General features: G+C 71.3%; 23 protein-coding genes. 12 read left to right on the top strand and 11 right to left on the bottom strand.

Translation table 11 applies throughout. The features are described from left to right. Positions 1 to 85: 85 nt before the first annotated feature. From FLW16_RS17775 to FLW16_RS45235, 6 genes are all read right to left on the bottom strand, one after another. On the bottom strand, positions 86 to 1,621 hold the full coding sequence (locus FLW16_RS17775) for an NADH-quinone oxidoreductase subunit N (RefSeq protein WP_260615360.1): 1,536 nt from the start codon (positions 1,619 to 1,621) through the stop codon (positions 86 to 88). Then, a complete protein-coding gene (locus FLW16_RS17770; protein ID WP_142561219.1) occupies positions 1,618 to 3,402 on the bottom strand; it encodes a NuoM family protein in 1,785 nt (594 codons plus the stop codon). Before FLW16_RS17770 ends, FLW16_RS17775 begins: the two co-directional genes overlap by 4 nt. Positions 3,403 to 3,523: 121 nt before the next feature. Next, positions 3,524 to 5,410: an NADH-quinone oxidoreductase subunit L gene (locus FLW16_RS17765; RefSeq protein ID WP_142561218.1), complete on the bottom strand. Its 1,887-nt coding sequence runs from the start codon at positions 5,408 to 5,410 to the stop codon at positions 3,524 to 3,526. Further along, positions 5,407 to 5,760, bottom strand: a complete 354-nt coding sequence (gene nuoK, locus FLW16_RS17760) for an NADH-quinone oxidoreductase subunit NuoK (RefSeq protein ID WP_142561352.1) — start codon at positions 5,758 to 5,760, stop codon at positions 5,407 to 5,409. Before nuoK ends, FLW16_RS17765 begins: the two co-directional genes overlap by 4 nt. 52 nt (positions 5,761 to 5,812) lie before the next feature. Further along, positions 5,813 to 6,352, bottom strand: coding sequence for an NADH-quinone oxidoreductase subunit J (locus tag FLW16_RS17755; RefSeq protein ID WP_142561217.1), 540 nt, complete (start codon positions 6,350 to 6,352; stop codon positions 5,813 to 5,815). After that, a complete protein-coding gene (locus FLW16_RS45235) occupies positions 6,349 to 7,182 on the bottom strand; it encodes an NADH-quinone oxidoreductase subunit I (RefSeq protein WP_260615359.1) in 834 nt (277 codons plus the stop codon). The genes FLW16_RS17755 and FLW16_RS45235 overlap by 4 nt, the downstream gene beginning before the upstream one ends. Positions 7,183 to 7,613: 431 nt before the next feature. Here FLW16_RS45235 and FLW16_RS17745 point away from each other — a divergent pair, with 431 nt between their 5' ends. The 4 genes from FLW16_RS17745 to FLW16_RS17730 all read left to right on the top strand — a co-directional run bounded on the left by FLW16_RS17745 (position 7,614) and on the right by FLW16_RS17730 (position 10,965). Continuing rightward, complete coding sequence (locus tag FLW16_RS17745) at positions 7,614 to 8,267, top strand: helix-hairpin-helix domain-containing protein (protein WP_260615358.1); 654 nt, start codon at positions 7,614 to 7,616, stop codon at positions 8,265 to 8,267. Positions 8,268 to 8,366: 99 nt separating this feature from the next. Further along, positions 8,367 to 8,627, top strand: coding sequence for a hypothetical protein (locus tag FLW16_RS17740; protein ID WP_142561215.1), 261 nt, complete (start codon positions 8,367 to 8,369; stop codon positions 8,625 to 8,627). Positions 8,628 to 8,650: 23 nt separating this feature from the next. Next, the gene (locus FLW16_RS17735) at positions 8,651 to 10,633 is read left to right on the top strand and encodes a hypothetical protein (RefSeq protein WP_142561214.1); all 1,983 of its coding nucleotides are present in this window, start codon (positions 8,651 to 8,653) and stop codon (positions 10,631 to 10,633) included. Then, positions 10,630 to 10,965, top strand: coding sequence for a hypothetical protein (locus FLW16_RS17730; RefSeq protein ID WP_142561213.1), 336 nt, complete (start codon positions 10,630 to 10,632; stop codon positions 10,963 to 10,965). Before FLW16_RS17735 ends, FLW16_RS17730 begins: the two co-directional genes overlap by 4 nt. Positions 10,966 to 10,971: 6 nt before the next feature. Here the strand turns inward: FLW16_RS17730 and nuoH are convergent, their stop codons facing one another. From nuoH to FLW16_RS17710, 4 genes are all read right to left on the bottom strand, one after another. After that, positions 10,972 to 11,925 carry an NADH-quinone oxidoreductase subunit NuoH gene (nuoH, locus tag FLW16_RS17725; protein WP_142561212.1) on the bottom strand — a complete coding sequence of 318 codons (954 nt, stop codon included), beginning with the start codon at positions 11,923 to 11,925 and terminating at the stop codon, positions 10,972 to 10,974. 10 nt (positions 11,926 to 11,935) lie between these two features. After that, entirely contained in the window at positions 11,936 to 12,469 is a 534-nt protein-coding gene (locus FLW16_RS17720) for an NADH-quinone oxidoreductase subunit C (RefSeq protein WP_142561211.1), read from the bottom strand. Next, positions 12,466 to 12,963 (bottom strand): NADH-quinone oxidoreductase subunit B, encoded by a 498-nt coding sequence (locus FLW16_RS17715; protein ID WP_197042778.1) that lies wholly within the window; start codon positions 12,961 to 12,963, stop codon positions 12,466 to 12,468. Before FLW16_RS17715 ends, FLW16_RS17720 begins: the two co-directional genes overlap by 4 nt. 67 nt (positions 12,964 to 13,030) lie before the next feature. Then, positions 13,031 to 13,402, bottom strand: a complete 372-nt coding sequence (locus tag FLW16_RS17710) for an NADH-quinone oxidoreductase subunit A (protein WP_030510087.1) — start codon at positions 13,400 to 13,402, stop codon at positions 13,031 to 13,033. A 368-nt stretch (positions 13,403 to 13,770) separates the two neighbouring features. On the opposite strand from FLW16_RS17710, the gene FLW16_RS17705 reads away from it, so the two are divergent. The 6 genes from FLW16_RS17705 (at position 13,771) to FLW16_RS17680 (ending at position 20,653) form a co-directional block, all read left to right on the top strand. Further along, positions 13,771 to 15,618 carry a 2-oxoacid:acceptor oxidoreductase subunit alpha gene (locus FLW16_RS17705; protein ID WP_142561210.1) on the top strand — a complete coding sequence of 616 codons (1,848 nt, stop codon included), beginning with the start codon at positions 13,771 to 13,773 and terminating at the stop codon, positions 15,616 to 15,618. Next, entirely contained in the window at positions 15,611 to 16,669 is a 1,059-nt protein-coding gene (locus tag FLW16_RS17700) for a 2-oxoacid:ferredoxin oxidoreductase subunit beta (protein WP_142561209.1), read from the top strand. Before FLW16_RS17705 ends, FLW16_RS17700 begins: the two co-directional genes overlap by 8 nt. 146 nt (positions 16,670 to 16,815) lie before the next feature. Continuing rightward, a complete protein-coding gene (locus FLW16_RS17695; RefSeq protein WP_185949471.1) occupies positions 16,816 to 17,784 on the top strand; it encodes an NAD(P)-dependent oxidoreductase in 969 nt (322 codons plus the stop codon). A gap of 81 nt (positions 17,785 to 17,865) precedes the next feature. Next, positions 17,866 to 18,540, top strand: a complete 675-nt coding sequence (locus FLW16_RS17690) for a polysaccharide deacetylase family protein (protein ID WP_142561207.1) — start codon at positions 17,866 to 17,868, stop codon at positions 18,538 to 18,540. 35 nt (positions 18,541 to 18,575) lie between these two features. Continuing rightward, positions 18,576 to 19,523: a glycosyltransferase family 2 protein gene (locus FLW16_RS17685; protein WP_142561206.1), complete on the top strand. Its 948-nt coding sequence runs from the start codon at positions 18,576 to 18,578 to the stop codon at positions 19,521 to 19,523. After that, complete coding sequence (locus tag FLW16_RS17680; RefSeq protein ID WP_260615357.1) at positions 19,520 to 20,653, top strand: GNAT family N-acetyltransferase; 1,134 nt, start codon at positions 19,520 to 19,522, stop codon at positions 20,651 to 20,653. Before FLW16_RS17685 ends, FLW16_RS17680 begins: the two co-directional genes overlap by 4 nt. Here FLW16_RS17680 and FLW16_RS17675 read toward each other — a convergent pair. Next, entirely contained in the window at positions 20,594 to 21,775 is a 1,182-nt protein-coding gene (locus FLW16_RS17675; protein WP_185949470.1) for an acyltransferase, read from the bottom strand. The genes FLW16_RS17680 and FLW16_RS17675 overlap by 60 nt on opposite strands. Before the next feature lie 301 nt (positions 21,776 to 22,076). Here FLW16_RS17675 and FLW16_RS17670 point away from each other — a divergent pair, with 301 nt between their 5' ends. Beyond that, entirely contained in the window at positions 22,077 to 23,393 is a 1,317-nt protein-coding gene (locus FLW16_RS17670; RefSeq protein WP_142561204.1) for a nucleotide sugar dehydrogenase, read from the top strand. After that, positions 23,383 to 24,561, top strand: a complete 1,179-nt coding sequence (locus FLW16_RS17665; RefSeq protein WP_142561203.1) for a glycosyltransferase family 4 protein — start codon at positions 23,383 to 23,385, stop codon at positions 24,559 to 24,561. The genes FLW16_RS17670 and FLW16_RS17665 overlap by 11 nt, the downstream gene beginning before the upstream one ends. The last annotated feature ends 4 nt before the right edge of the window (positions 24,562 to 24,565 follow it).

Genomic DNA, 24,565 nt, shown 5'->3' with positions numbered 1-24,565 from the left:
GGTGTGTCCGGTTCGGTGTGTCCGGCTCGGTGCGTCCAGCCCTACCAACGCGCATGGCCTGGACGAACGTTCCCCATGACGCGCCTCACCCTGTGACGGACAGCACCACCTGCGGGACGACGGAGAAGACCACGGTGACGGCGACCGCGACGGCCACGGCGACCCCCGCCGCCGTCCTCGTCGAGACCGTACGGCTCTCGCCCGCCGCGGGCGGCGCGAACAGCCGGGCGGTCCAGGCGATGTAGTAGTACAGCCCGGCCACCGTGTTGGCCGCCATGACCAGGGCCAGCCAGCCGAGCCCGCCGTCAACGACGGCCCGGAAGACGACGATCTTCGCGAACAGGCCGGCGAGCCCGGGCGGCAGCCCGGCCAGGCAGACGAGGGCGAAGGCGAGGGACAGCCCGGCGGCCGGGCTCCGCAGCGCCAGCCCCCGGTACGCCTCCAGGTCCTGGCCTTCGGGCAGCCGCGCCACCAGCAGGACCACGGCGAAGGCGATCAGGTTCATCGCGGCGTAGAAGACGAGGTAGGCGACCGACGCGCCGACGGCGGCGCGCGGTGCGACGGCGTAGACGGCCAGCGGCGCGAGGATGTAGCCCGACTGCGCGACCGACGACCAGGCGAGCAGCCGGACGGCCGCGCGCTGCCGCATCGCGAGGACGTTGCCCGCCGTCATCGTCAGTGCGGCGACGACCGCCACTCCGGGCGCCCACAGCGCCGCCTTCCCTGGCAGCGCGGACGTCAGCAGCAGGATCAGCCCGGCGAAGCCCGACGCCTTGGACACCACCGAGAGCAGCGCCGCCACCGGGACCGGTGCGCCTCGGTAGACGTCTCCCGCCCAGAAATGGAACGGCACCGCGGCGATCTTGAACGCGAAGCCCGCCACCACCAGCACGATCGCCACCGCCGTGACCTGGGCCATGTCTCCGGTCGTCCGCAGGGCGGCGTCGATCCTGTCGAGGTGGACCGAGCCGGTCACGCCGTAGAGCAGCGAGACGCCGAACAGCGTGATCGCGGTGGAGACCACCGAGACCAGGAAGAGCTTGAGTGCCGCCTCGGAGGCGCGGCCGTCATGACGCTTGAGCGCGGTCAGCGCGAAGACCGGCAGCGACACCAGTTCCAGCGACACGACCAGCATGATGAGATCACGGGAGGCGGGCAGCAGGACCGCCCCGGTCAGCGTGGCCAGCAGCAGGAAATACCACTCCCCCGCCGGAATCCGGCCGCGCTCTTCCGGCCCGGCGCCGCGTCCTGCGGCGATCTCGGTCATCGACAGCAACACGACGACCACCCCGGCGGCCAGCACGACCGCCGCGATGAGCAGGGAGAAGCGGTCCGCGACGAACGAGCACGACGCCGGGGCGGCCCGGCCCTGGGCAGGTTCGCCACCGAGCGAGGCGGGGACGCAGAACGTGCGCCGGGTCCCGCCGCCCGCGGCCTGGACGGCCACCACGGCCAGGGCGGCGACCAGGCCGCCGAGTGTGACGAGACCGAGCACCCGCGCCCCGCCGGGGCGGGCGGGCAGGAACGCGTCGAGCAGCAGCACGAGCCCGGCGACCAGCGCGAGGACCAGCGGCGCCGCCACGGCGGCGTAGTCGATGGACTGGATCACCCCGCCCGTCACGGCGCCACCCCCGATCCGAGGAGCGACTGCACGGCGGGCGTGGTGACGGCGAGCAGGGCCTTCGGCCACAGACCGAACAGCACGATCAGCGCCACCAGTGGGAGCCACGCCGCGAGCTCGTGGGCCGTGACGTCCCGGAAAGGCCGCCGTGCCCGGCCCGTCTCTCCGGTGTCAGCGGCGCCCACCCCGAGACTCCCGGCGGCATCCGCCAGACTGGCCCGTCCGTCGTCGACCGCGGCGCGCGCGCGGGCGGCCTCCTGCCCCGCACCCTCCCGGTCCAGCGCGGCCACGGCGGCTCCGGTCGCGACGGGCTCGACCGGTTCCGCGCCCTCGCCCGCCTCGCTCAGCACCTCGCGTACGCCCTCGGCGGTGGCGAGTGGCGGCCCCACCGGCCCATACGGCTCCGGCGGCGCGAGAGGCCCGGGGGGCGGGATGGTCTCGACCGCCCGGCCGTGCGTCACCCGCGAGAGCATGACCAGGAAATAGGCCGCGGTGAGCACCGTGCCGAGCCCGCCGACGGCCATGAACACGAGGAACAGCGGCCGGGAGAGCCCGGCGGCCGGGCGGAACGCGCCGAGCAGCGCGAGCATCTCCCCCCAGAACCCGGCGAGGCCGGGCAGGCCCAGCGAGGCGACGCAGGCGAAGGTCAGCAGCGAGCCGACGTACGGCAGGCGGCGCAGCATCCCGCCGCCCAGCCGGACCATGTCGGCCGTGCCGTACCGCTCCTTGACGGCTCCGGCGAGGAAGAACAGCAGGCCGGTGATCAGCCCGTGGGCGACGTTGGCGAACAGGGCGCCGTTCAGGCCCACCGGCGTGAGCGAGGCGAACCCGAGCAGCACGAAACCCATGTGGCCGACGGAGGAGTAGGCGATCATCCGTTTGAGATCGCGCTGGGCGAGACAGGCGAGCGATCCGTACGCGATGCCGGCCACGGCGAACGCGCCGAGCCAGGGGGCCAGGGCCGCCGCGCCCTCGGGGAGCACCGGGATCGCGATCCTGGCGAAGCCGTAGCTGCCCATCTTGAGCAGCACGCCCGCGAGCAGGACCGAGCCGACGGTCGGCGCCTCGGTGTGCGCGTCGGGCAGCCAGGTGTGCAGCGGCCACATGGGCGTCTTCACCGCCAGGCCGAGACCGATGGCGAGGAACGCGAGGATCTGCGCCGACCGGGCCATGCCCGAGCCGTGGCGCCCGGCCAGCGCGACCATGTCGAGCGTGCCGGCCTGGGTCCAGACGACGAGCAGGCCGATGAGGAGGACGGCCGAGCCGAGCAGCGTGTAGAGGATGAACTTCACGGCCGCCGCCCGCCTGCCCGCGCCACCCCACAGGGCGATCACGAAATACATCGGGACCAGCACGACCTCGAAGAACACGAAGAACAGCAGCAGGTCGAGGGCGAGGAACGTGCCGATCATGCCGACTTCGAGCACGAGCAGCGTGACGACCAGCGCGCCGGGTCTGCCGCCCGCGGGCGGGTGCCCGGCGAGGTGGACGAAGCACAGGAACGTCAGCAGCGCGGTCAGCACGACGAGCGGCAGCGAGACGCCGTCCACGCCCAGGTGGAACCGCAGGCCGAGGCTGGGGATCCACGGCCGGTCGGTCTGCAGTTGCATGTCGGCGGGGCGCGCGTGGTCGAAGGCCGCGGCGAGCGCGACGGCGAGGACCAGCACTCCGGCCGAGACGGCGATCCCCCAGGCCACCGCCCTGTCCCGTACGGCCGGGAGGGCGGCGACGACGGCCCCCAGCAGCGGGACGCCCACGAGCGCGATCGGCAGCCAGCTCACGTCGTCACCACCGCGCGAAGCCGCGCGCCACCGGTCCGATTCGCCGTGGCCGCGATCGGCACGATCGCAGCCGGCGAAGCGGTCGCGCGGAGCCGCGCGCCGCCGTTCCGAACCCGCCGCATCATGTCAGCACCACCGCCGCGACCGCGATCAGCACGAGCCCGGCCAGCAGGCCGGTGACGTAGAGCTGCGCGTTGCCGTTCTGGGCGAGCCGCACCAGGCCGGACAGGCCGAGCGTCGCCCGGCCGGACCCGCGGACCGCGCCGTCCACCACTCGCGCGTCCGTGCGGACCACCCCTCTGGCCAGACGCAGGACGGGCCGGACGACCAGCGCCGCGTACGCGGCGTCGACGTAGAAGGCCCGCTCGGACGGCACCCGGAACGGGCCGAGCAGCCGGGCGGGGTCCTGCTCCGGCGCGGCCCGCCACAGGGCGTACACGATCCCGGCGCCGAGCAGTGCGACGGCGAGGCTGACGGCCGCCGGCCCCCACTCGACCTCCACGCCGGCCGCCGGTCCGGCGAGGCCGAGCAGCAGGGCGGGCACGGCCAGCACGCCGGCCGGCCACAGCATCGAGGGGGGCGCCTCGCGGCCGTCGAAGACGTGGGCGACGCCCGGCGGCGGCTCCGCGAGCGGCTCGATCCGGGCGGGACCGAAGAACGTGCGCAGCCAGGCCCGGGCGGCGTACGCTCCCGTCACCCCCACGGTCAGCAGCGCCGACGCGTACACGAACGGCTGGGCCGCTCCCGTCCCGTGCTCGATGGCCGAGATCACCGCGTCCTTGCTGAAGAAGCCGCTCGCGGGCGGCAGCCCGGCGAGCGCGGCGAAACCGATGGTCATCGTCCAGAACGTCACGGGAAGGGCGGTGCGCAACCCACCCATGTGGCTGATCAGGTTCGACCCGACGTGGTGGATCACCAGGCCCGCGCAGAGGAACAGCAGGGCCTTGAACGCGCCGTGCGACACCAGGTGGAACATCGCCGCCCGATCGGACCCGGCGGCCAGTGCCGCGGCCATGTAGGCGAGCTGGCTGATCGTCGAGTAGGCCAGCACGCGCTTGAGGTCGTCCTGCGCGAGCGCGGCGAGCGCGGCGCCCAGCATGCCGACCGCCGCGACCACGCCCAGCACGTCGAGCGTGGGCGGCGCCGCGAGGAAGGCGGGATAGAGCCGGGCGACGACGAAGATCCCGGCCGCCACCATCGTGGCCGCGTGGATGAGCGCACTGATCGGGGTGGGGCCGGCCATCGCGTCGGGCAGCCAGGTCTGCAGCGGCACCTGCGCGCTCTTGCCCGCGACCCCGGCGAGCAGCAGAAGCGTCGCGACGATCAGCGTGCCCCGGGGAATGTCGGCGCGCAGCACGTCGTCGATCCGGAAACTGCCCGCCGCCGTGCCGAGGACGAAGATCCCGAACAGGAAGCCGACGTCGCCGAGCCGGGTGACCAGGAACGCCTTGACCGCCGCCCGCGAGTTGGCCCGGTCCTCCCACCAGTGCCCGATGAGCAGGTAGGAGCACAGGCCCATGATCTCCCAGCCGACGTAGAGGACGATCAGGTCCCCCGCGTAGACCACCAGCAGCATGGCGCTCGTGAACAGGCTGACGAACGCGCTGTAGGACGGGTAACGGGGTTCGTCCCGCATGTACCCGACCGAGTAGACCTGCACCGCCAGCGCGACCACGACGACCAGGATGCCCGCGAGCACTGACAATCCGTCGGCCCGCAGAGTCAGGGAGATCGGCACCGACCCCGTCTCGACCACCGTCAGCGTGCCCTCGACCCGTCCGGGGAGCAGTTCCGACCAGAACCGCCCTCCTGATGCGCCCGCTCCCCGCGCGAGGGCCGCGGCGAGCCACACCGTGAGCGCCGCCGACACCGCACCCGGGGCGATGGCGAACCACGCCGCCCGCCGGTACGCCGCCCGTTCCGTACGGGTGCCCAGGCGGGTCGCGAGCAGCCCGGCCACAGAGGCGGCGAACGGCAGCAGGACGATCAGAGCCACCACGGCGGTCACGAGGCGCCCTCCCCATCCGGGCGCTCCGAGTCGGATGTGCGCACGACCTCGGCGAGCGCCCGCAACCGGTCGACGTCGACGGTCCGGCGCGTGCGGAAGACGGCCAGCACGATCGCCAGCCCCAGGCCCACCTCGGCCGCGGCGATCACGATGACGAACAGCGTCAGCACCTGGCCGCCGTGCAGGCGGTCCCTGAGCCAGACGTCGAAGGCCACCAGGTTGAGGTTGACCGCGTTGAGCATCAACTCGACCGACATCAGCACGAGGATCGCGTTGCGCCGGGCCAGCACGCCGTACACACCGATGGAGAACAGCAGGGCGGAGACCACCACCGGGTAGACGACGTGCACCTCGCTCACCGCCTCCGGGCCGTCGGTCTGGTCGACAAGGTCGATGACCGGGTCATTCCCGCCCCCTGATGTCCGTACGGGACAGGACGATCGCGCCGATCAGCGCGGCGAGCAGGAGCACCGACAGCGCCTCGAACGGCAGCACCCAGGTGCGGAAGACGCTCGCTCCCAGGGGTTCCGCCGCCCCCTGCCCGGGATGGAGCGGCGCGTACGCCGTGCGGAAACCGGTGACGACCACGGTGACGAGCACGGCGGCGATCGCGACGGCGACCAGCGCGGCGGCCCACCGGTTGCCGGAGTCGAGGCCGGCCGAAGGCCCGATGGGCGCGCGGGTCAGCATGATCCCGAACAGCAGCAGCACCACGACCGCGCCCACGTAGATCAGCACCTGCACCCAGGCGACGAACTCGGCGGTCAGCACCAGGTAGCCGCCCGCGAGCGCGCCGAAACAGACGACCAGCCACAGCGCCGCGTGGACGAGTTGCCTGGTCGTGACGACCAGCAGGGCCGAGCCGACGGCGACGGCGCCGAGCAGCAGGAAGACGACCTCAGGCCCCGAGGGCGGCCACAACCCCGGCGCCTGGGAGGTCATCGCTCCCCCTCGGGCCCGTCCTTCTTCTGCGGCGGTGAGCCGGCGTTCTTGGGCAGCGAGCCCGGCGGCCGGATGGAGCGGATGTCGCGCATGGCTCTCGGCGGCTCACGACGCGGGCGGCTCTCCGGCCCCGGCGCGGGTTCCGCCGCCGGTCCCCGCGCCGCCTCCCGCCCTGTGTCCTGCGCTGTGTCCTGCGCTGCGTCCTGCCCGGTGTCTTGCGCAGAGTCCTGTGTGGTTTCCCGCGCGGTGTCCTGTGTCGCCTTCTGCGCGGGCCCCTGTGCGGCCTCCTGTGCCACGGACGCGCCCTCGGCCGGTCCCTTCACCGAAGCGGGCGGCGCCGTACGGCGTGCCGGTGCCGGGCGGGAACCTGCCGACAGTTCCTTCGGCGACTCGGCGCCGACCTCGTGGGCCGGTGGCGGCGGCACGGTGGCCGCCCACTCGCCCAGCCTGTCCTTCTCGTGCAGGAGATCGCGGATGTCGTACTCGGCGTACTCGAACTCGGGCGACCAGAACAGCGCGTCGAAGGGGCACACCTCGATGCAGATGCCGCAGTACATGCACAGCGAGAAGTCGATCGCGAAGCGATCGAGCACGTTGCGGGCGCGCGGGCGGCCGCCCTCGGGCGCCGGCAGGGTCTCCTTGTGGGAGTCGATGTAGATGCACCAGTCGGGGCACTCGCGGGCGCAGAGCATGCAGACGGTGCAGTTCTCCTCAACCAGGGCGATCACGCCCCGGCTGCGGGCGGGCAGGTCGGGGTGGACCTCCGGGTACTGCTGCGTCTCCGACTTCCGCAGCATGTGCCGCATGGTCACGGCCAGGCCCTTGGCCAACCCTTCTCCTGGAATGCGCGCCACAGGCTCATCATCGCGCACTATCGGCGGCGAGTGAACGTGTGACTCCATCCCAGCTGTTTTCCACATCGTCCACAGCGTCATCCCCAGGGTTGTCCACAGGGTGTGAGGAGAATGGGAAGCGCGAAGACCGACAAATCCGTATCGTCTGGGCCATGAACGGCTATGGCGGGCCGGAAGGGCGCCCCTCCGGACCACAGGGACCGCGGGAACCGTACGGGCAGCAGGGACCGTACGGACAGCAGGGGCCATACGGACAGCAAGGGCCTTACGGGCAGCGCGGGCAGCAGTGGCCGCCGAGTCCCTACGGATCCCATCCCTCGCCGCCCGTACCGCCGCCGAGCCCTTACGGCGCGGGCGCCCATCCGTCGCCGCCCGTGCCTCCGCCCGTGCCGCCGTCGCCGCCACCCGTGAAGCGGCCTTCGAGCGTCCCCGGTTTCCTGTGGGCGTTCGCGCCGCTGTACACCTGCGGCTTCGGCGCCCCCTTCACCATGCTGTACGCCGCCGTCCGCAGGCGCAGCGCGTGGTACGGGGCCGCCGCCGCCGGATACGCCGCGGCCACCGTCGTGTGGATCTACCTGTCCGAGGAGTACGAGGACACACAGGCCCCGCCCCTGGCGTCCTTCCTGATGATTGTCTGCATGCTGGCCCCCTGGCTCTTCGCCACCGTGCACTCCCTCGCGGTCAGGAAGCAGGTCTTCGGCGACGTCCCGGCGTACGAGACCGGGAACGAGCAGGCGATCGCGCTCGCGCAGCACCGCCGCGCCCTGCGGCGGCAGGCCAGGGAACTGGCGGAGCACGATCCTGTGATGGCCCGCGAGCTGCGGATCGGGCGGCCCGACCTGCCCCGGCAGTACGACGACGGCGGCCTGATCGACGTCAACCACGCCCCCGCCTCGGTGATCGCGAACCTGCCCGGCCTGACGTCCGCGCTCGCCGAGCAGATCGTGCGCGTACGCGACCAGGTCGGCGGCTTCGTCTCGGCCGAGGACGTCTCGGCCGCCGCCTCCCTGCCCCCGCACCTCACCTCGGACCTCGCCGAATACGGCATTTTCCTCCCATAGTCAGTCGGTAATCCCGATTGTCGTCGCACATATCCCTGGCTGGGCCATCGGCGTTTCCTTAGGCTTTAGGGTGCGTCAGCCGTGACAGCGGGAGGGCCAGTGACGTCATCCGAGATCGCCGAATGCAGGGCGGACATGGCCGCGGCCGCCACCGCCGTACGTGAGGTTCTCCAGGCGCTGACCGCCGTCCCCACGATGTTCGGAAACCACACCTGGCAGGGCCCGGCGGCCGACCGCTGGGCCGCCGGTTGGAACGCCCGCAGGACCCAGCTCACCAGGCTGTTCGACGCCGTACTCGCCGAGCAGCCGCACCTGATCGCCCGTGTGGAGGAGGCGGAGCGCCGGAAAGCCGCCTCGTAGGCCGCCGCAACGGAAGGAATGCCGTGGGCGAATTCGTCGGAGTCGATCCCGCGAATCTCAAGGAGCTGACCAAACGGCTCGAACAGCTCCACGATCTGCTGGCCCGGCACAGTCCGCTAATACAGCAGAAAATGCAGAAATGGGGGAGCGAGGTCGGAACCACGTCGTTGCCCGGCCTGATCGCCGCCGCGCTCGACGACGTCCGCGACATGGACGCCCGCACGACCAGGGCGTACGAGCTGGCGAGGGAGCAGGGCTGGAGCGGGCTGACCCGGGCGCCCGGCGGCCTCGGCCTCACCTTCGACCGCCCCCCGGACGTACGGCTGGACTGGGAGGCGACCGGGCAGAGCGGCTACCAGGGCAAGCGCGACGCCGAGGCACTGGCCGCCGCCGTCGCGGACAAGAACCCCGAGGACACCCGCATCGCCCTGTCAGGGCTGTCGGAGCGCCTGCAGCGGCATCTCGCCGACAAGGACTACCAGGCGGCCTTCTGGGCGGGCGCGGGGCCGCTCGCGCTGCGGGCGGCCCGTGCGCTCTACCAACGGGCCGGAGCCGCCCTGTTCAGCGCCGAGAGCGTGAGCGTACTGCGGGCGCTCGGGGCGTCCCTGGCCGCCGCCAGCCAGATGCGGGTCGGCACGGGCGAGGACCGCCGGCCCCTCCTGCCCGCCGAGACCCGCGCCGCCCTCACCGGGAACTCCGACCCCTGGTCGGTCGGGATGCTCGTGAAGTACGGCCCCGACGGCAGGTCGTGGGACTCCCACCTGCTCGCCGACCTGACCCGCGCCATGCTCGACGCCCGCGCCGCGGGCAAGACGATCTGGCCGCCTGCCCGCGGCAGGCTGGAGACCGACGCCGACGCCTCGCGCCACCAACGGCTCATGGCGGACTACGACGCCGTGGGGGCCGTCCTCCAGCGAGCCGCCGAGAACGGCATGGCCGCCCGGCACGTGCTGGGCGATCCCGCCACCGGCCCCAGGTACGCCCGCATGCTCGTCAGCGACTCCTGGCACACCCCCGGCTACGACCCCGGGCCTTTCCTGAGCTCGTACGTGCACCCGGGCGGCACACTTCCGCCCACCGGCCAGGTGGACCTGTCCGCCCCCGCCGGAGCCTTCCTCAAGGCCGCCGTCTCGGCCGAGCGCGGCACCTCGGTGGACGCCAAGGAGTCCGCCTGGTCCGTCGTCCACATCGTCCAAGCCACCGCCGACTTCTCCAAGCTCCACCCCGAGAAAACCCTCCCCACGGCGATCCGACAGTCTCTGATCCACACCGCGCACCGCTACATCGCCGACTTCGCTCAGGGGGCGAGCCGAGAGTACGGGTCGGGTGCGACTCCTCTCGGCGATGTCGGGGGCAATCCATGGGTGGCGATCGTCAACCGGTCCGAGCTGGAGAGGTTCCTCGATCAGGCGTTACGCGATCCCCGAGAACTGGGCGCGTTCAAGGGTTCGGCGGACGCCCGGATAGCGGCCGCGGTGACGGCGACGGTGAAGGCGCCGGGAGATGAGAACTTCTTGCGTGAGATGGCCGGCCTGTACGGGCTTGTTCAGCGCGTCGAGAACGGCAGGCAGTTCGCGTCGGCGCAGAAACAGGATGAGGAGGCGACCCGCAACCAAGTGGCCCTTTCCATACTTTCAGGGGGCTTCGGAGCACTGAGCTTCTCCAATCCGTGGGGCCCCGGCACCATCGCCCAGTTCCTCACAGGGGTGACAGCACCGGTCGTGAACGATTCCCTTGACACCGGGCACGCCTCCCAAGCCCTGCAGAAGAACAACGACGCCTTTCGCAACGCCGTCTTCGGCGTGGAGCTCCCCGTCGTACAAGGGTTGGTGAATGCGGGCGTCCTACGACCACCGGCGGACGCGACGTGGTTCAAGGACGGGAAGGTCGTGCCCAATCGCAATCTGACCGCCTGGCTCAGCGCACACGGAGAGACAGTGCTCGGTGGGAAACGCCTCGACGACTGGGTGGAGGAAGCCAGGAGTGCGATGAGGGGCCAGCGATGACGAGCCGCGCGGTTGTCTTGGTGAGCATCGCGGCGATTCTGGTGCTTACGGGGTGCGAGCGTGGCGAGCAGCGCCCCGTTCCGTCTCCCGACGACGTTCAGCGCCGCGGGGAGGCGCTCGTCGCTGTCGTGCAGTGCTTCGTAGACAGCGGCGTCATCCCCAGCAGCGAGCTTTCCGGCAGGAGCTGGCTGGTCAGCGGCCGGGTCGAACCCGATGCCGCTTTCACGACCTGGGTCGCAAGCCATGCGGACACCGTCTACCGGGGGAAGACGTTGCAGGCGTGGGAGGACGAGGCGACGGCGGGGTGGCCGGGGTGGAAGTGCCCGTTGTGATCGCGCTCAGGCCATGAGGACCCTCACGACTCCGGTGAGGGCGAGCTGGAGGAGGGCGAGGGGCACCAGGACGGTCCAGGCGAACTTCTGCAGCTGGTCCTCGCGCAGCCGGGGATAGCTGACGCGCACCCAGATGACGACGAAGGCCAGGGCGAAGACCTTGAGCAGCGTCCACACCGGCCCGGGCAGGAGTGGCCCCTGCCAGCCGCCGAGGAACAGCACGGTCGTGAGGGCGGACAGCACCACGATCCCGGCGTACTCGGCCAGCATGAACAGGGCGAAGCGGAACCCGGAGTACTCGGTCATCGGGCCCATGATGAGTTCGGACTCCGCGATCGGCATGTCGAACGGCGGCCGGCGCAGCTCGGCCAGGCCGGCGACGAAGAACACGAAGGCCGCGATCGCCTGCCAGGGCAGCCACCACCAGCGCCACTGCTCGGCGATGCCCTGCAGGGACAGCGTGCCCGCGGCCATCGCCACGCTGGAGGCGGCGAGCACCAGCGGCAGCTCGTACGACATGAGCTGGGCGGCGGCCCGGATGCCGCCGAGCACGCTGTACTTGTTCGCCGACGCCCACCCGGCCATGATCGCGCCGAGCACACCGACGCCCATCACCGCGAGCACGAAGAACAGCCCGGCGTCGAGGTCCACGGCCGCCAGTCCGGGGCCGACCGGGATCACGACCATCACGACGAGGTACGGCACGAGCGCCACCGCCGGGGCGATCGCGAAGATCCGCCGGTCGGCCGCGGCCGGGATGACGTCCTCCTTCTGGGCGAACTTGACGCCGTCCGCGAGCAGCTGCGCCCACCCGTGGAAACGGCCGGCGTACATCGGCCCGAGGCGGGACTGCATGTGGGCCATGACCTTGTGCTCCATCTGCCCGACGATCAGTGGCAGCAGCAGGAACGCCGCCACCACGACGACCAGCCGGACCGCTATGTCGAGCACCTCGGCCATGGAATCCCTCTCAGCCGGAGGCCCAGTCGGGTGGCACGCCCGGGGGCAGCATCCTGCGGCGGCTCGGCGAGCCGTGGTCGGACTCCCCCGGTTCCTTGGCCCCGGGCCAGGCCTTGGCGACCCGGGCGGCCAGCACGAAGTCCTTGCGCAGCGGGTGGCCCTCGAAGCCGTCCGGCAGCAGCAGCGGGCGCAGGTCCGGATGGCCGTCGAAGACCACGCCGAACATCTCGTACGTCTCCCGCTCGTGCCAGTTCGCCCCGCGGAAGACGCCGGTGGCGGTCGGCAGGCGGGGGTCCGCGCGCGGCACCCGGGTGCGCACGAGCAGGTGCGCGAACGCGACCGGGTCGAACACGTGGGCCACGACGGCGAACGCCTCGGGCGGCTCGTCCACGGCGGTCAGCCAGTCGAAGAACTCGAATCCGGCCGAGCGCGCGAACGCCAGCGCGTCGATCCACTCGCCGGGGTCCACGTCGAGCACGTCCTGGCCGAAGGAGTCGGTGACGCGTGAGCCGTACCGCTCGCGCAGGGCCTCGGCGGCGCTCATGCGTCCGCCTCCGGCAGGTAGCGGTCCTCCAGCGTCTCGCCCGCGATCTTCTCTTGGAGCTTCATGATCCCGTGGAGCAGCGCCTCGGGGCGGGGCGGGCAGCCGGGGACGTACACGTCCACCGGGATGATCTGGTCCACGCCCTTGGTGACGCAGTACGAGTCCCAGTAGGGCCCGCCCGAGTTGGAGCAGGCGCCGAACGAGATGACGTACTTCGGGTCGGGCATCTGCTCGTACAGCCGCCGTACGGCGGGAGCCATCTTGTCGGTCACCGTGCCCGACACGATCATCAGGTCGGCCTGCCGGGGGCCGTTGGCGAACGGGATCACCCCGAAGCGGATGAAGTCGTGCCTGCTCATCGACGTGGCGATGAACTCGATGGCGCAGCAGGCCAGCCCGAAGTTGAAGACCCACAGCGAGTAGCGCCGGCCCCAGTTCAACACGAACTTCATCGGCTTGGGCGCCAGCCGGGACACCGGCCCCACCGTGGGCATCGGGAGATCGTTCACGGGCATGCGGTCACCGCCATGCCGTCCATTGTCCTCCCCTGAGCCGGTCGGGTCACGTCCAGCCCAGCACCCTCTTGCGCCAGGCGTACAGGATGCCGAGCGCGATGAACGCGAGGAAGACGAACATCTCCACCAGCGTCGTCATGCCGTAACCGGGAGCGGCGAAGACGGTGGCCCAGGGGAAGAGGAACACCGCGTCGACGGCGAAGACCACGTAGAGGTACGTGAAGACGTAGTAGCGGATCTGCGACTGCGCCCAGCCCTCGCCGACGGGATCGACCCCGCACTCGTACGTCGTGAGCTTCTCGGGCGTCGGCCGACTGGGACGTAACATGCGGTTCACGAACAATCCGCCCGCAAAGATCGCCACGCCGACGAGGAAGAGGACGACGACCACGGCATATGAGCCGAAGTATCCACTCATACCGCCTCCCAGATCTCGAGGATAACCCCGGCGCGATCTCAAGGGTTGAACACCTGACGGTCACATCCGAGTCCCCCGCATATAGTTGAGGATCGTGACCCGAATCAAGCTCGTCGCCCGCTTGCACCTGGACCTGTGCCGGCTCGCGTCGGGCCTGTGTCGCCCGGACGGTTCGCGAAGCTGACGGTGCGCCGCCCCCGGCGGCCGAGGCACCAGCGGGAACGCGCCACAAGTGCGGAAAGTCCCGGTAGAGCGCACCCCAAGTGCGCATCTGCGAAAAACCAGCGTGACCCCGATGGATCTAGCATGGACATGACAACGTGCCACCAGCAGGCAGGCCTGGGCGCGTCAAGGAGGATTGAGGAGCTGTGACCAAGCAGGTTCAGCAACTCGACCGCGTGATCATCCGGTTCGCGGGTGACTCCGGCGACGGAATGCAGCTCACCGGTGATCGGTTCACGGCGGAGACGGCCCAGTTCGGCAACGACCTGTCGACGCTCCCCAACTTCCCGGCGGAGATCCGCGCTCCCGCCGGCACCCTCCCCGGGGTGTCGAGCTTCCAGTTGCACTTCGCCGACCACGACATCCTGACCCCCGGTGACGCGCCCAACGTGCTCGTCGCCATGAATCCCGCCGCGTTGAAGGCGAACCTCGGGGACCTGCCCAAGGGCGCCGACATCATCGCGAACACCGACGAGTTCACCAAGCGCAACCTGACCAAGGTGGGCTACGACGGCAACCCGCTCGAGGACGACTCGCTGGCCGAGTGGCGCCTGCACGCGGTGCCGCTGACCTCGCTGACGGTCAAGGCGCTCGAGGGCTACGACATCTCCAAGAAGGACGCCGAGCGGGCCAAGAACATGTTCGCGCTCGGGCTGCTGTCCTGGCTGTATCACCGGCCGACCGAGGGGACGATTCAGTTCCTGGAGGCCAAGTTCGCGAAGAAGCCCGAGATCGCCAAGGCGAACATCGCGGCCTTCCAGGCGGGCTGGAACTACGGCGAGACGACCGAGTCCTTCTCGGTCTCCTACGAGATCAAGCCGGCCACGCTCCGCCCGGGCACCTACCGGAACATCTCCGGCAACCAGGCCCTGGCGTACGGGCTGATCGCGGCGTCGGTGCAGTCGAAGCTGCCGCTGTTCCTCGGGTCCTACCCGATCACCCCGGCCTCCGACATCCTGCACGAGCTGTCCAAGCACAAGCGGTTCGGGATCCGGACGTTCCAGGCCGAGGACGAGATCGCCGGCGTCGGCGCCGCTCTCGGCGCCGCCTTCGGCGGGTCGCTCGGCGTGACCACGACCTCCGGCCCGGGCGTCGCGCTCAAGGCCGAGACCGTGGGCCTCGCGGTGACCACGGAGCTTCCGCTGATCGTGGTGGACGTGCAGCGGGCCGGGCCCTCGACAGGCATGCCGACCAAGACCGAGCAGACCGACCTGCTGATGGCGATGTACGGCCGCAACGGCGAGTCGCCGGTGCCGGTGCTGGCGCCGGCCACGCCGTCGGACTGCTTCACCATGGCGGTCGAGGCGGCGCGGATCGCGCTGAAGTACCGCACGCCGGTCATGCTGCTGTCGGACGGCTACCTGGCCAACGGCTCGGAGCCGTGGCGCATCCCGGACATCGACGAGCTGCCGGACATCTCGGTGCTGTTCACCACCGAGCCCAACGGCGACGACGGCACGACGTATCTGCCGTTCAAGCGTGACCCGGAGACGCTGGCCCGCCCGTGGGCGGTGCCGGGCACGGCGGGCCTGGAGCACCGGATCGGCGGCATCGAGAAGGCCGACGGCACCGGCAACATCTCCTACGACCCCGACAACCACGACAAGATGGTGCGGCTGCGCCAGGCCAAGATCGACGGCATCGACGTGCCCGATCTGACGGTCGACGACCCGGACGGCGACGCCCGGGTGCTCGTGCTCGGCTGGGGCTCGACGTACGGGCCGATCGCGGCGGCGGCCCGCCGGGTGCGCGCGGCCGGGCACAAGGTGGCCCAGGCGCACCTGCGGCACCTCAACCCGCTGCCCGCCAACACCGGAGAGGTGCTGCGCTCCTACGACAAGGTGCTGCTGCCCGAGATCAACCTCGGCCAGCTCGCCATGCTGCTGCGGGCCCGCTTCCTGGTCGACGTGATCAGCTACAACCGGGTGCGCGGGCTCCCGTTCAAGGCCGCCGAACTCGCCGCCGTCATTCAGGACGTGATCGAAAGTGACTGACACCCTCAATGGCAAGGGCCTGGCCCTGATCCCCCGTACGGACGCCAAGCAGACGCTGAAGGACTTCAAGTCCGACCAGGAGGTGCGCTGGTGCCCGGGCTGCGGTGACTACGCGATCCTGGCGGCGGTGCAGAGCTTCCTGCCCGAGCTGGGGCTCAAGCGCGAGAACATCGTGTTCGTCTCCGGCATCGGCTGCTCCTCGCGGTTCCCGTACTACCTCAACACCTACGGCTTCCACTCGATCCACGGGCGGGCGCCGGCCATCGCGACGGGCCTCGCCGCCTCCCGGCCGGACCTGTCGGTGTGGGTCATCACCGGCGACGGCGACGCGCTGTCGATCGGCGGCAACCACCTGATCCACGCGCTGCGCCGCAACGTCAACCTGAACATCCTGCTGTTCAACAACAGGATCTACGGCCTGACCAAGGGGCAGTACTCCCCCACGAGCGAGATCGGCAAGATCACCAAGTCGACCCCGATGGGGTCGCTGGACAAGCCGTTCAACCCGATCTCGCTGGCGCTCGGCGCGGAGGCCGGGTTCGTCGCCCGGACCATCGACAGCGACCGCAAGCACCTGCAGGGCGTGCTGCGCCAGGCCGCCGAGCACCGCGGCGCCTCGCTGGTGGAGATCTACCAGAACTGCAACATCTTCAACGACGGCGCCTTCGACACGCTGAAGGACCCGGGCACCCGCGACGAGATCACCGTCCGGCTCGAACACGGTCAGCCGATCGTCTTCGGCACCGGCGACAACGAGCGCGCCGTACGGCTGTCGCCCACGGGCGGCGTCGAGGTGGTGCGCCGCGCCGAGGTCTCCGACGGCGAGATCCTCGTGCACGACGCGCACAACCCGGACCCGTCGCTGGCGTTCGCGCTGTCGCGGCTGGACGAGCCGGCGTTCGAGCACGTACCGATCGGCGTCTTCCGCTCGATCGACCGGCCGGCGTACGACCAGCTCCTCAACGAGCAGGTCCAGGAGGCCACGACCGCCAAGGGCGCGGGCAGCCTCGCCGACCTGCTCCACGGCGGGGACACCTGGACCATCGGCTGAGCAGGACCACCAGGGAAGGGACCGGTCTTCGGACGGGTCCCTTTCCTTATTACCGGGCTTGAACAAGTTCGGCCTCGTCAACCCCGGTCGCCCCCCGGCCGTCCCCTTGCCGACGCACCATGATCGAGCATACGAGGAGAGCGCCCATGCCCCCGGTCCGCCCGATCGACCCCCGGCCGTCGTCACGGTCCTCCACCCGCGAGGAGGGCCTGTCCTATGCCGGGACGCGAGCCCTGGTGACGGGTGCGGCGGGCTTCATCGGTTCCCGCCTGGTCAAGCGGCTGGTCTCCCTCGGCGCCGAGGTCCACGCCGTCAGCCGCAGGCCGCCCACGGTGACGCACGTCGGCGAGGTCTGGCACCGGGCCGACCTCCGCGTCGCCTCGGCGACCGGCGAACTCCTCGGCGCCGTACGTCCCGACGTGGTGTTCCACCTGGCCAGCGAGGTGAACGGGGGCAGGGACACCGGGCTCGTGCTGCCCACCCTCGAGAACAACCTCCTCGGCACGGTCAACCTGCTGACCGCGGCGGTCGGCCGTACGGGCACGCGGGTGGTGCTCTGCGGCTCGTGCGAGGAGCCGCGGCCGGCGAACGACCACGCATCGCCGCCGTCCCCCTACGCGATGGCCAAGTGGGCCGCGACCGGCTACGCCCAGCTGTTCCAGCGGTTGTGGGACCTGCCGGCCACGGTCCTGCGGCCCACGATGGTCTACGGTCCGGGCCAGCGGGACCTCACCAAGCTCGTGCCGTACGTGGCGCTCTCGCTGCTGCGCGGCGAGGAGCCGAGCCTCACCAGCGGCGCCAAGATGGCCGACTGGGTCTACGTGGACGACGTGGCCGAGGCGTTCGTGGCGGCGGGGCGGAGCGACCGGACGGCCGGCCATGTCATGGACATCGGGACCGGCGTCCTGACATCGGTCAGGGACACGGTCGAGCTGCTCTATCGGGTCATGGGAAGCCCGCGGCGTCCGAGGTTCGGCGAGGTCGCCGACCGTCCCCTGGACAACGCCCAGACCGTCGACATCGGCCTCGCCGCCGAGGTGCTCGGCTGGCGGCCGGCCGTGGGCCTGGAGGAAGGGCTGCGGCGGACCCTGGCCTGGTATCGCGAACACAGGTAACGGACGCTTCCCGAGCGGCGATAGCGCTACCGTGACCCATAACTTCTCAGGTCCCCATCCGGCGTACGAAGGCGAGGGCTGATGGCCGCGGCGAGGAGTGTGGTCAACCTGACCGTGCACGGCATCGGCCCTTACCCGAGGACGCTCGACCCCGGGGAGGACGGCACCTGGGTCACCGTCGGCCAGTTCGAGCAGGTGCTCGACGCCGTCGTGGGCCGCCCGGACGTCCGGATCACCTTCGACGACGGCAACGCCTCCGACGTCGAGATCGCCCTGCCGCGCCTGCGGGAGCGCGGCCTCACGGCGGAGTTCTTCGTGCTGGCCGGGCTCCTGGGGCAGCCCGGCAGGCTGGACGCGGACGGCGTGCGCGAGCTCGTCCGGTCCGGTATGCGGGTCGGCTCGCACGGCTGGGCCCACCGCGACTGGCGCCGGATCGGCCGGCAGGAGGCCGACGAGGAGATCGGCGGGGCCAACGCCCTGCTGAGCGACCTGACGGGGCAGCCGGTGACGCGGGTCGCGATCCCGTTCGGTTCGTACGACAGGCACGTGCTGCGCCGGCTGCGCAGAGCGGGGCTCTCCCGCGCGTACACGAGCGACGGCGGGCGGGCCCGTCCCGACGCCTGGCTGCAGGCGCGCACCAGCCTGACCTGTGACCTGGACGACGCCTGGACGAGGGCCGTCCTCGACGGCCGCCCCTCTCTCCGTAGGCGCGCCCGCAGGGTCGCCGCCCGCGCGTTCAAGCGCCTGCGCGGCTGACCGACGAACCTCCCCATCGGGAAGAGTCTCCACATATGTCTAATGGAACGATTGAGAACCGGCTGCGGGCAGCCGTCGTGATCGTCACGTACAACAGCGCGGACGTGCTCGGCGACTGCCTGCGCTCCCTCACTGAGGGTGCGCGGGGGGTCGTCCTCGCCGGCGTCGTGGTCGCCGACAACGCCTCTGGAGACGACTCCGTGGGCGTCGCGGAACGCGCGGAGGCGCTGCCGATCACGGTCGTGCAGACCGGCAGGAACGCCGGATACGCCGCCGCGATCAATGCCGGGGTCGCCGCCCTGGACCTCGACGCCCTCGACGCCGTCCTCGTCCTGAACCCCGACTGCCGGCTGCGTCCCGGCTCGCTGGCCGTCCTGATGGAGGCCCTGCGGCGACCTGGCCGCGGCATCGCCGTCCCCCGGCTCGTCAACCCGGACGGCACGCTACAGCCGTCGCTGCGCCGGCAGCCCACCGTGCGGCGCGCCCTGGTCGAGGCCGTGATCGGCGGCACGCTCGCCGGGCGCATCGGCACGCTCGGGGAGCTGGTGACCGACCCGGTGAGCTACGAGGCGGCCTGTACGGCGGCCTGGGCCACGGGCGCGGCCATGCTGATCTCGGCACCGGCCTGGCGGGAGATCGGCCCCTGGGACGAGTCGTTCTTCCTCTACAGCGAGGAGACGGAATACGCCCTGCGGGCCGCCGACCGGGGCTGGTCGCTGTGGTATGAGCCCTCGGCCGTGTTCGAGCACATCGGCGGCGACTCCGGCGTCAACCCGACGCTCGCCGCGCTCATCGTCGTGAACAAGGTGCGGCTGTTCAGGCGGCGCAGGGGACGGATCGCGGCGGCCGCCTACTTCCTGGCCGTGGCCCTGGGAGAGGGGGTGCGCGCGCTCTCCGGCCGGCCGACCTCGCGGGCGGCGGTGGCCGCGCTGCTGCGGCCCTCCCGGCGGCTGCGCCTGATCACGCCCCCTCCGGCCTCATGAGCGGCACACCGATCAGGACCATGCGCCTGACCTCGTTCGACGCGCTGGGCGAGGAGGAGTTGGACGCGTGGCACCGGCTTCGGGAGGGCAACCCGCTGCTCGACAGCCCGTACTTCCATCCCGGCTTCGCCGAGGCCGTCCACGTGAGCGGCCGGCCCGTGGAGGTGGCCGTCGGCCGCGACGCGGACGGCCGGGTTCTCGCACTGCTGCCCTGCCACCGCGAGGGTTCGCTGCTGCGCCCGGCCGGCTGGCCCGGCGCCGACTTCCAGGGACCGGTGCTCGCCCCGGGCACGTCCTTCGCGCCGCTGCTCCTGCTGTCCGGAGGAGTGCGAGGCTTCGCGTTCGACCATCTGCTCGACGGCCACCCAGACGATCGCGTAGGCGATCACTCAGGGGATCACGAAGACGGCCACGAGGACGATGCAGCGGGCTTCGGCCCCTGGATCGAGTCGCGCCGCCCCTCGCCCTACATCGACGTGAGCGGCGGTCTCGACGCCTATCTCGGCAGGGCCTCCCGCAGTGGCAAGGACAACATGGGACAGGCCCGCCGGCGGGCGGCCAAGGCCGAGCGCGAGCTCGGGCCGGTGCGGTTCGCGGCGGACGCCGTCGACCGGAAGGCGCTCGACCGGGTCGTCGAGCTCAAGCGGGCGCAGTACGCGGCGACGGGCGTCCCCGACTACTTCGCCGCACCCGGCCGCGTCGACCTCGTCGACCGTCTCCTGCACACCCGGGACCCCGGGTTCTCCGGCATGCTGTCGACGCTGCACGCCGGCCCGCACCTGCTCGCCGCGCACTTCGGCCTGCGATCCGGCGGCGTGCTGCACTGGTGGTTCCCCGTGTACGACCCGGATTTCGCCCATCTCGCGCCCGGCTGGATGCTGCTGCGCGAGCTGGTGTCGGCGGCCCCGGCGCTCGGGGTCGGCCGCATCGACCTCGGCCGGGGCGAGGACGAGTACAAGCGACGGGCCAAAACCGGGGAGGTCATGGTCGCACAGGGCCTGGTGACGAGAAGCGCGGCCAGGCGGACCATGCGCAGAGCCCGCGACTCGATGGTCGAGGTGGCGAAGGTGTCACCCCTGGGCCCCGGCCTGCGCCGGATCGTCCGGTCGGTGCGCTCTCTCCTGCGCTGAGCTCTCAGGCCCCGATCTCTCCTGTGCGGGGGGACGGCCGAGCGGGCGACGGCCGGCGAGCAGCCGTTCCAGCGGGCGCTCGGCCAGCCGGTGCAGCAGCCAGGCCGCGGCGGTGGCGGCGAGCAGCATGCCCACCGCCGCCAGAACCGGCGCCTGCGGGACCACTCTCGCCCCGAACCTGAGGACCGGCTGGTGGACCAGGTAGAAGGCGAACGACACCTCGCCCAGGGCGACGAGCCAGACCGCGCGCAGCGGCGAGCGGCGCCCCCGCAGGTCCGCCGTGGCCGCCGCCGCGACGAGCAGCGCCAGTGGGCCGGACATCCACGCGACCCACCCCCAGCGGTCCCACACGAGCGGCTGGGTCAGGTACGCCCCGAGCGCCAGGGCCGAGGATGCGAGCAGCCCGGGGCCGTGCCACCGGCCGGACCGGATCATCAGGGCCAGCGTCATCCCCAGCAGGAACTCCAGAGCCCGGGTGACCGGGAGGATCCAGACGAACCAATAACCGAGGTCGAGCGGCATCGGCAGCGAGGCGAGCGGGACGAGCCAGATCAGCGCGTACGCCGCCGCCGCGACCGTCCACAGGCGGTGGGCGGGCACCCGGCGCAGCGCCCGCAGCAGGAGCGGGAAGGCGGCATAGAAGGCGATTTCACACGACAGCGACCACGCGGGGGTGTTGACCGCGAAATAGTAGGCCGGGTCGGGCACCCACGACTGCATCAGGACCAGCCCGGCCAGCACCGGCCCCGGCCTCTCGGGACGCGCCGTCACGACGAGGACGGCCAGCACCCCGATCCACACCAGGACATGCGAGGGCACGACACGGGCCGCCCGCCGCCGCCAGAACGCCGCCGCGCGGTCGCCCGGCCGGGCCGACCAGGTCAGCACGAGCCCGGACAGGACGAAGAAGAACGGCACGCCGGTGGCGCCCGCCCCGAACAGCACCTCCAGCACGGTCCGGCCGGCGCCGTCCCCGGCGAGTCGCGGCGTGTGGAGGACGTGGAATCCGAAGACGGCGAAGGCCGCGATCCAGCGCAGCCCGGTGAGCGACGGCAGACGGGCGGGCCCGTTTCGCCACGCGTCCTCATCCCGCTTCGCGGACGCCCCGGTTCCCTCGCGCATCCAGCACCGTCCATTCCACGGGCGTGGCCGTTCGCGGCCGTTCTTGCCGCGAGAATACACATCCGTGAAATTCCGCAGCATCGGTCCGGAACCGAAACAGACCGATTCTGAGATTTCGTATTAGGCCGTAACGAGGGGAGAGGGATGTGCGATCATATCTGTGTGACCGCGGCGAACCATAACGACATTACGCACCGTTTTTCCCCGGAGTCGCCCGGCCGCGACTGACGGCCGACGCGGTCGTCGCCTCTGAACTGGAACGATCCACGCCCGCCACGCGATTCGACGGAGGACGGCGCTTGTGAAGATCAGCGTGTTCGGGCTCGGGTATGTCGGCTGCGTCTCGGCCGCGTGTCTGGCGACCCAGGGGCATGAGGTCGTCGGGGTCGACGTGAACCCCGTGAAGGTCGACCTCATCAACGCCGGCACCGCACCGGTGGTCGAGGAGCGAATCGGCGAGCTGACCGAGCAGGCCGTCGCCGCGGGCCGGCTGCGGGCCACCCACGACGTGCACGCGGCCGTCGAGGCGAGCGACGTCTCCCTTGTCTGCGTCGGCACGCCGTCCGCGCCGAACGGCAGCCTCTCGACCGACTACCTGGAGCGGGTGGCCGAGGAGATCGGCGAGGCCCTGGCGGGCCGGGAGCGACGGCACACGGTCGTCTTCCGCAGCACGATGCTGCCGGGCACGTGTGAGAGCCTGCTCGTCCCGATCCTCGAGAAGTCCTCCGGCCGCACAGCAGGGGTGGACTTCGGGGTGGCGGTCAACCCGGAGTTCCTCCGCGAGGGCACGAGCGTGCGCGACTTCTTCGATCCGCCGAAGACAGTGATCGGCGAGCTCGACGGCACGAGCGGCGACGTGGTGGCCGCCCTGTACGAGGGGCTGCCCGGGGAGGTCTTCCGGGTGCCGGTCGCGGTGGCCGAGATGACGAAGTACGCGGACAACGCCTTCCACGGGCTCAAGATCAGCTTCGCCAACGAGCTGGGCGCGATCTGCCAGGCGCTCGGCCTGGACAGCCACCGGGTCATGGACGCCTTCCTGGCCGACCGCAAGCTCAACATCAGCCCCGCCTACCTGCGGCCCGGCTTCGCCTTCGGCGGCTCCTGCCTGCCCAAGGACCTGCGCGGCCTCGTCTACGCGGCGCGGCAGGCGGACGTGTCCGTTCCTCTGCTGTCGCACATCCTGCCGTCGAACGAGGAGCACCTGCGCCGGGCCTTCGACCTGGTGGCCGCGACCGGCAGGCGCCGCGTCGGCCTGTTCGGCCTGTCGTTCAAGCCGGGCACCGACGACCTGCGCGAGAGCCCTCTGGTCGAACTGGCGGAACGCCTCCTCGGCAAGGGCTACGACCTGCGCATCTACGACGCGAACGTCACGATGTCGCGCCTGATCGGGGCGAATCGCGACTACATCGAGGGCCGGCTGCCGCACCTGGGCCAACTGCTGACCAACTCGGCCGACGAGGTCCTCGCGCATGCCGAGGTCTGCGTCGTCGGCTGCAAGGACCCCGCGGTGCTGACCGCGCTGGAGCGCGCGGGCGACCGCGCGATCATCGACCTCGTCCGCCTTCCCGACGCGGAGGCGCGCCGGGCACAACCGGAATACGTGGGCCTTGGCTGGTAGAGCGCTCATTCTCGTCGAGAACCTGTCCGTACCCTTCGACCGCCGCGTGTGGCAGGAGAGCACGGCGCTGCGGGACGCCGGGTGGGAGGTGCACGTCATCTGCCCTACGGGGGCCAACCGCGACACCGAGCCGGAGGCCCTGATCGACGGGGTGCGGATCCACCGCTATCCCCTGCGGCCCGCGACCGGTGGCCCCGTCGGTTACCTCCGGGAGTACGGCCTGGCGCTGCTGCACACCTACCGGCTGGCGCGCAAGGTCGGCCCGGTGCAGGTCGTCCACGCCTGCAACCCGCCCGACCTGCTGTTCCTCGTAGCGCGGATGCTCAAACGGCGCGGCGCCCGCTTCGTCTTCGACCAGCACGACCTGGTCCCCGAGCTCTACCTGTCCCGGTTCGGCCGGGGAGAGGACTTCCTCTACCGGCTCGTCCTGCGGCTCGAACGGCTCACCTACCGGGCCGCGGACGTCGTCATCGCGACCAACGAGAGCTACCGCCGTGCGGCGCTGACCCGGGGCGGCAAGAAGCCGGGCGAGGTCTTCGTCGTGCGCAGCGCGCCCGTGGTCGAACGCTTCCATCAGGTGCCGCCGGAGGAGGCGCTGAAGCGGGGCAAACCCCACCTGCTGTGCTACCTGGGCGTCATGGGCCCCCAGGACGGGGTCGACTACGCCCTCCGCTCCCTGGCCCTGCTCCGCGACGAGATCGGGCGCTCGGACTGGCACGCGGTGTTCGTCGGAGCGGGCGACACCTTCGACGCCATGGTGGCCCTGTCACGCGAGCTCGGCCTGTCCGACATGGTGGAGTTCACCGGTCGCATCCCGGACGAGGACCTGCTGCGCTACCTGTCCGCGGCGGACGTCTGCCTCGCCCCCGACCCGTACAACCCGTTGAACGACGTGTCCACGATGAACAAGATCATGGAGTACATGGCCATGGCCAGGCCCATCGTGTCGTTCGACCTCAGGGAGGCGCGGGTGTCGGCCGGGGACGCCGCGGTGTACGCGCCTCCGAACGACGAGTCCGAGTTCGCCAAGCTGATCGCCCTCCTGCTCGACGACCCCGAGGAGCGGCGGCGCATGGGCGAGATCGGCCAGGCCCGGGTCAGCGGCCCGCTGTCGTGGGAGAACTCCCGTGCGGCGCTGCTGGCCGCCTACGACGCGGCCGTCTCCTGAGCGC

The sequence above is a fragment of the Microbispora sp. KK1-11 genome, assembly GCF_006874435.1.
Lineage (GTDB): Bacteria > Actinomycetota > Actinomycetes > Streptosporangiales > Streptosporangiaceae > Microbispora > Microbispora catharanthi.
Note: the sequence above shows the minus strand (reverse complement) of the source record. Positions and strands in the feature narration are given on the sequence as shown.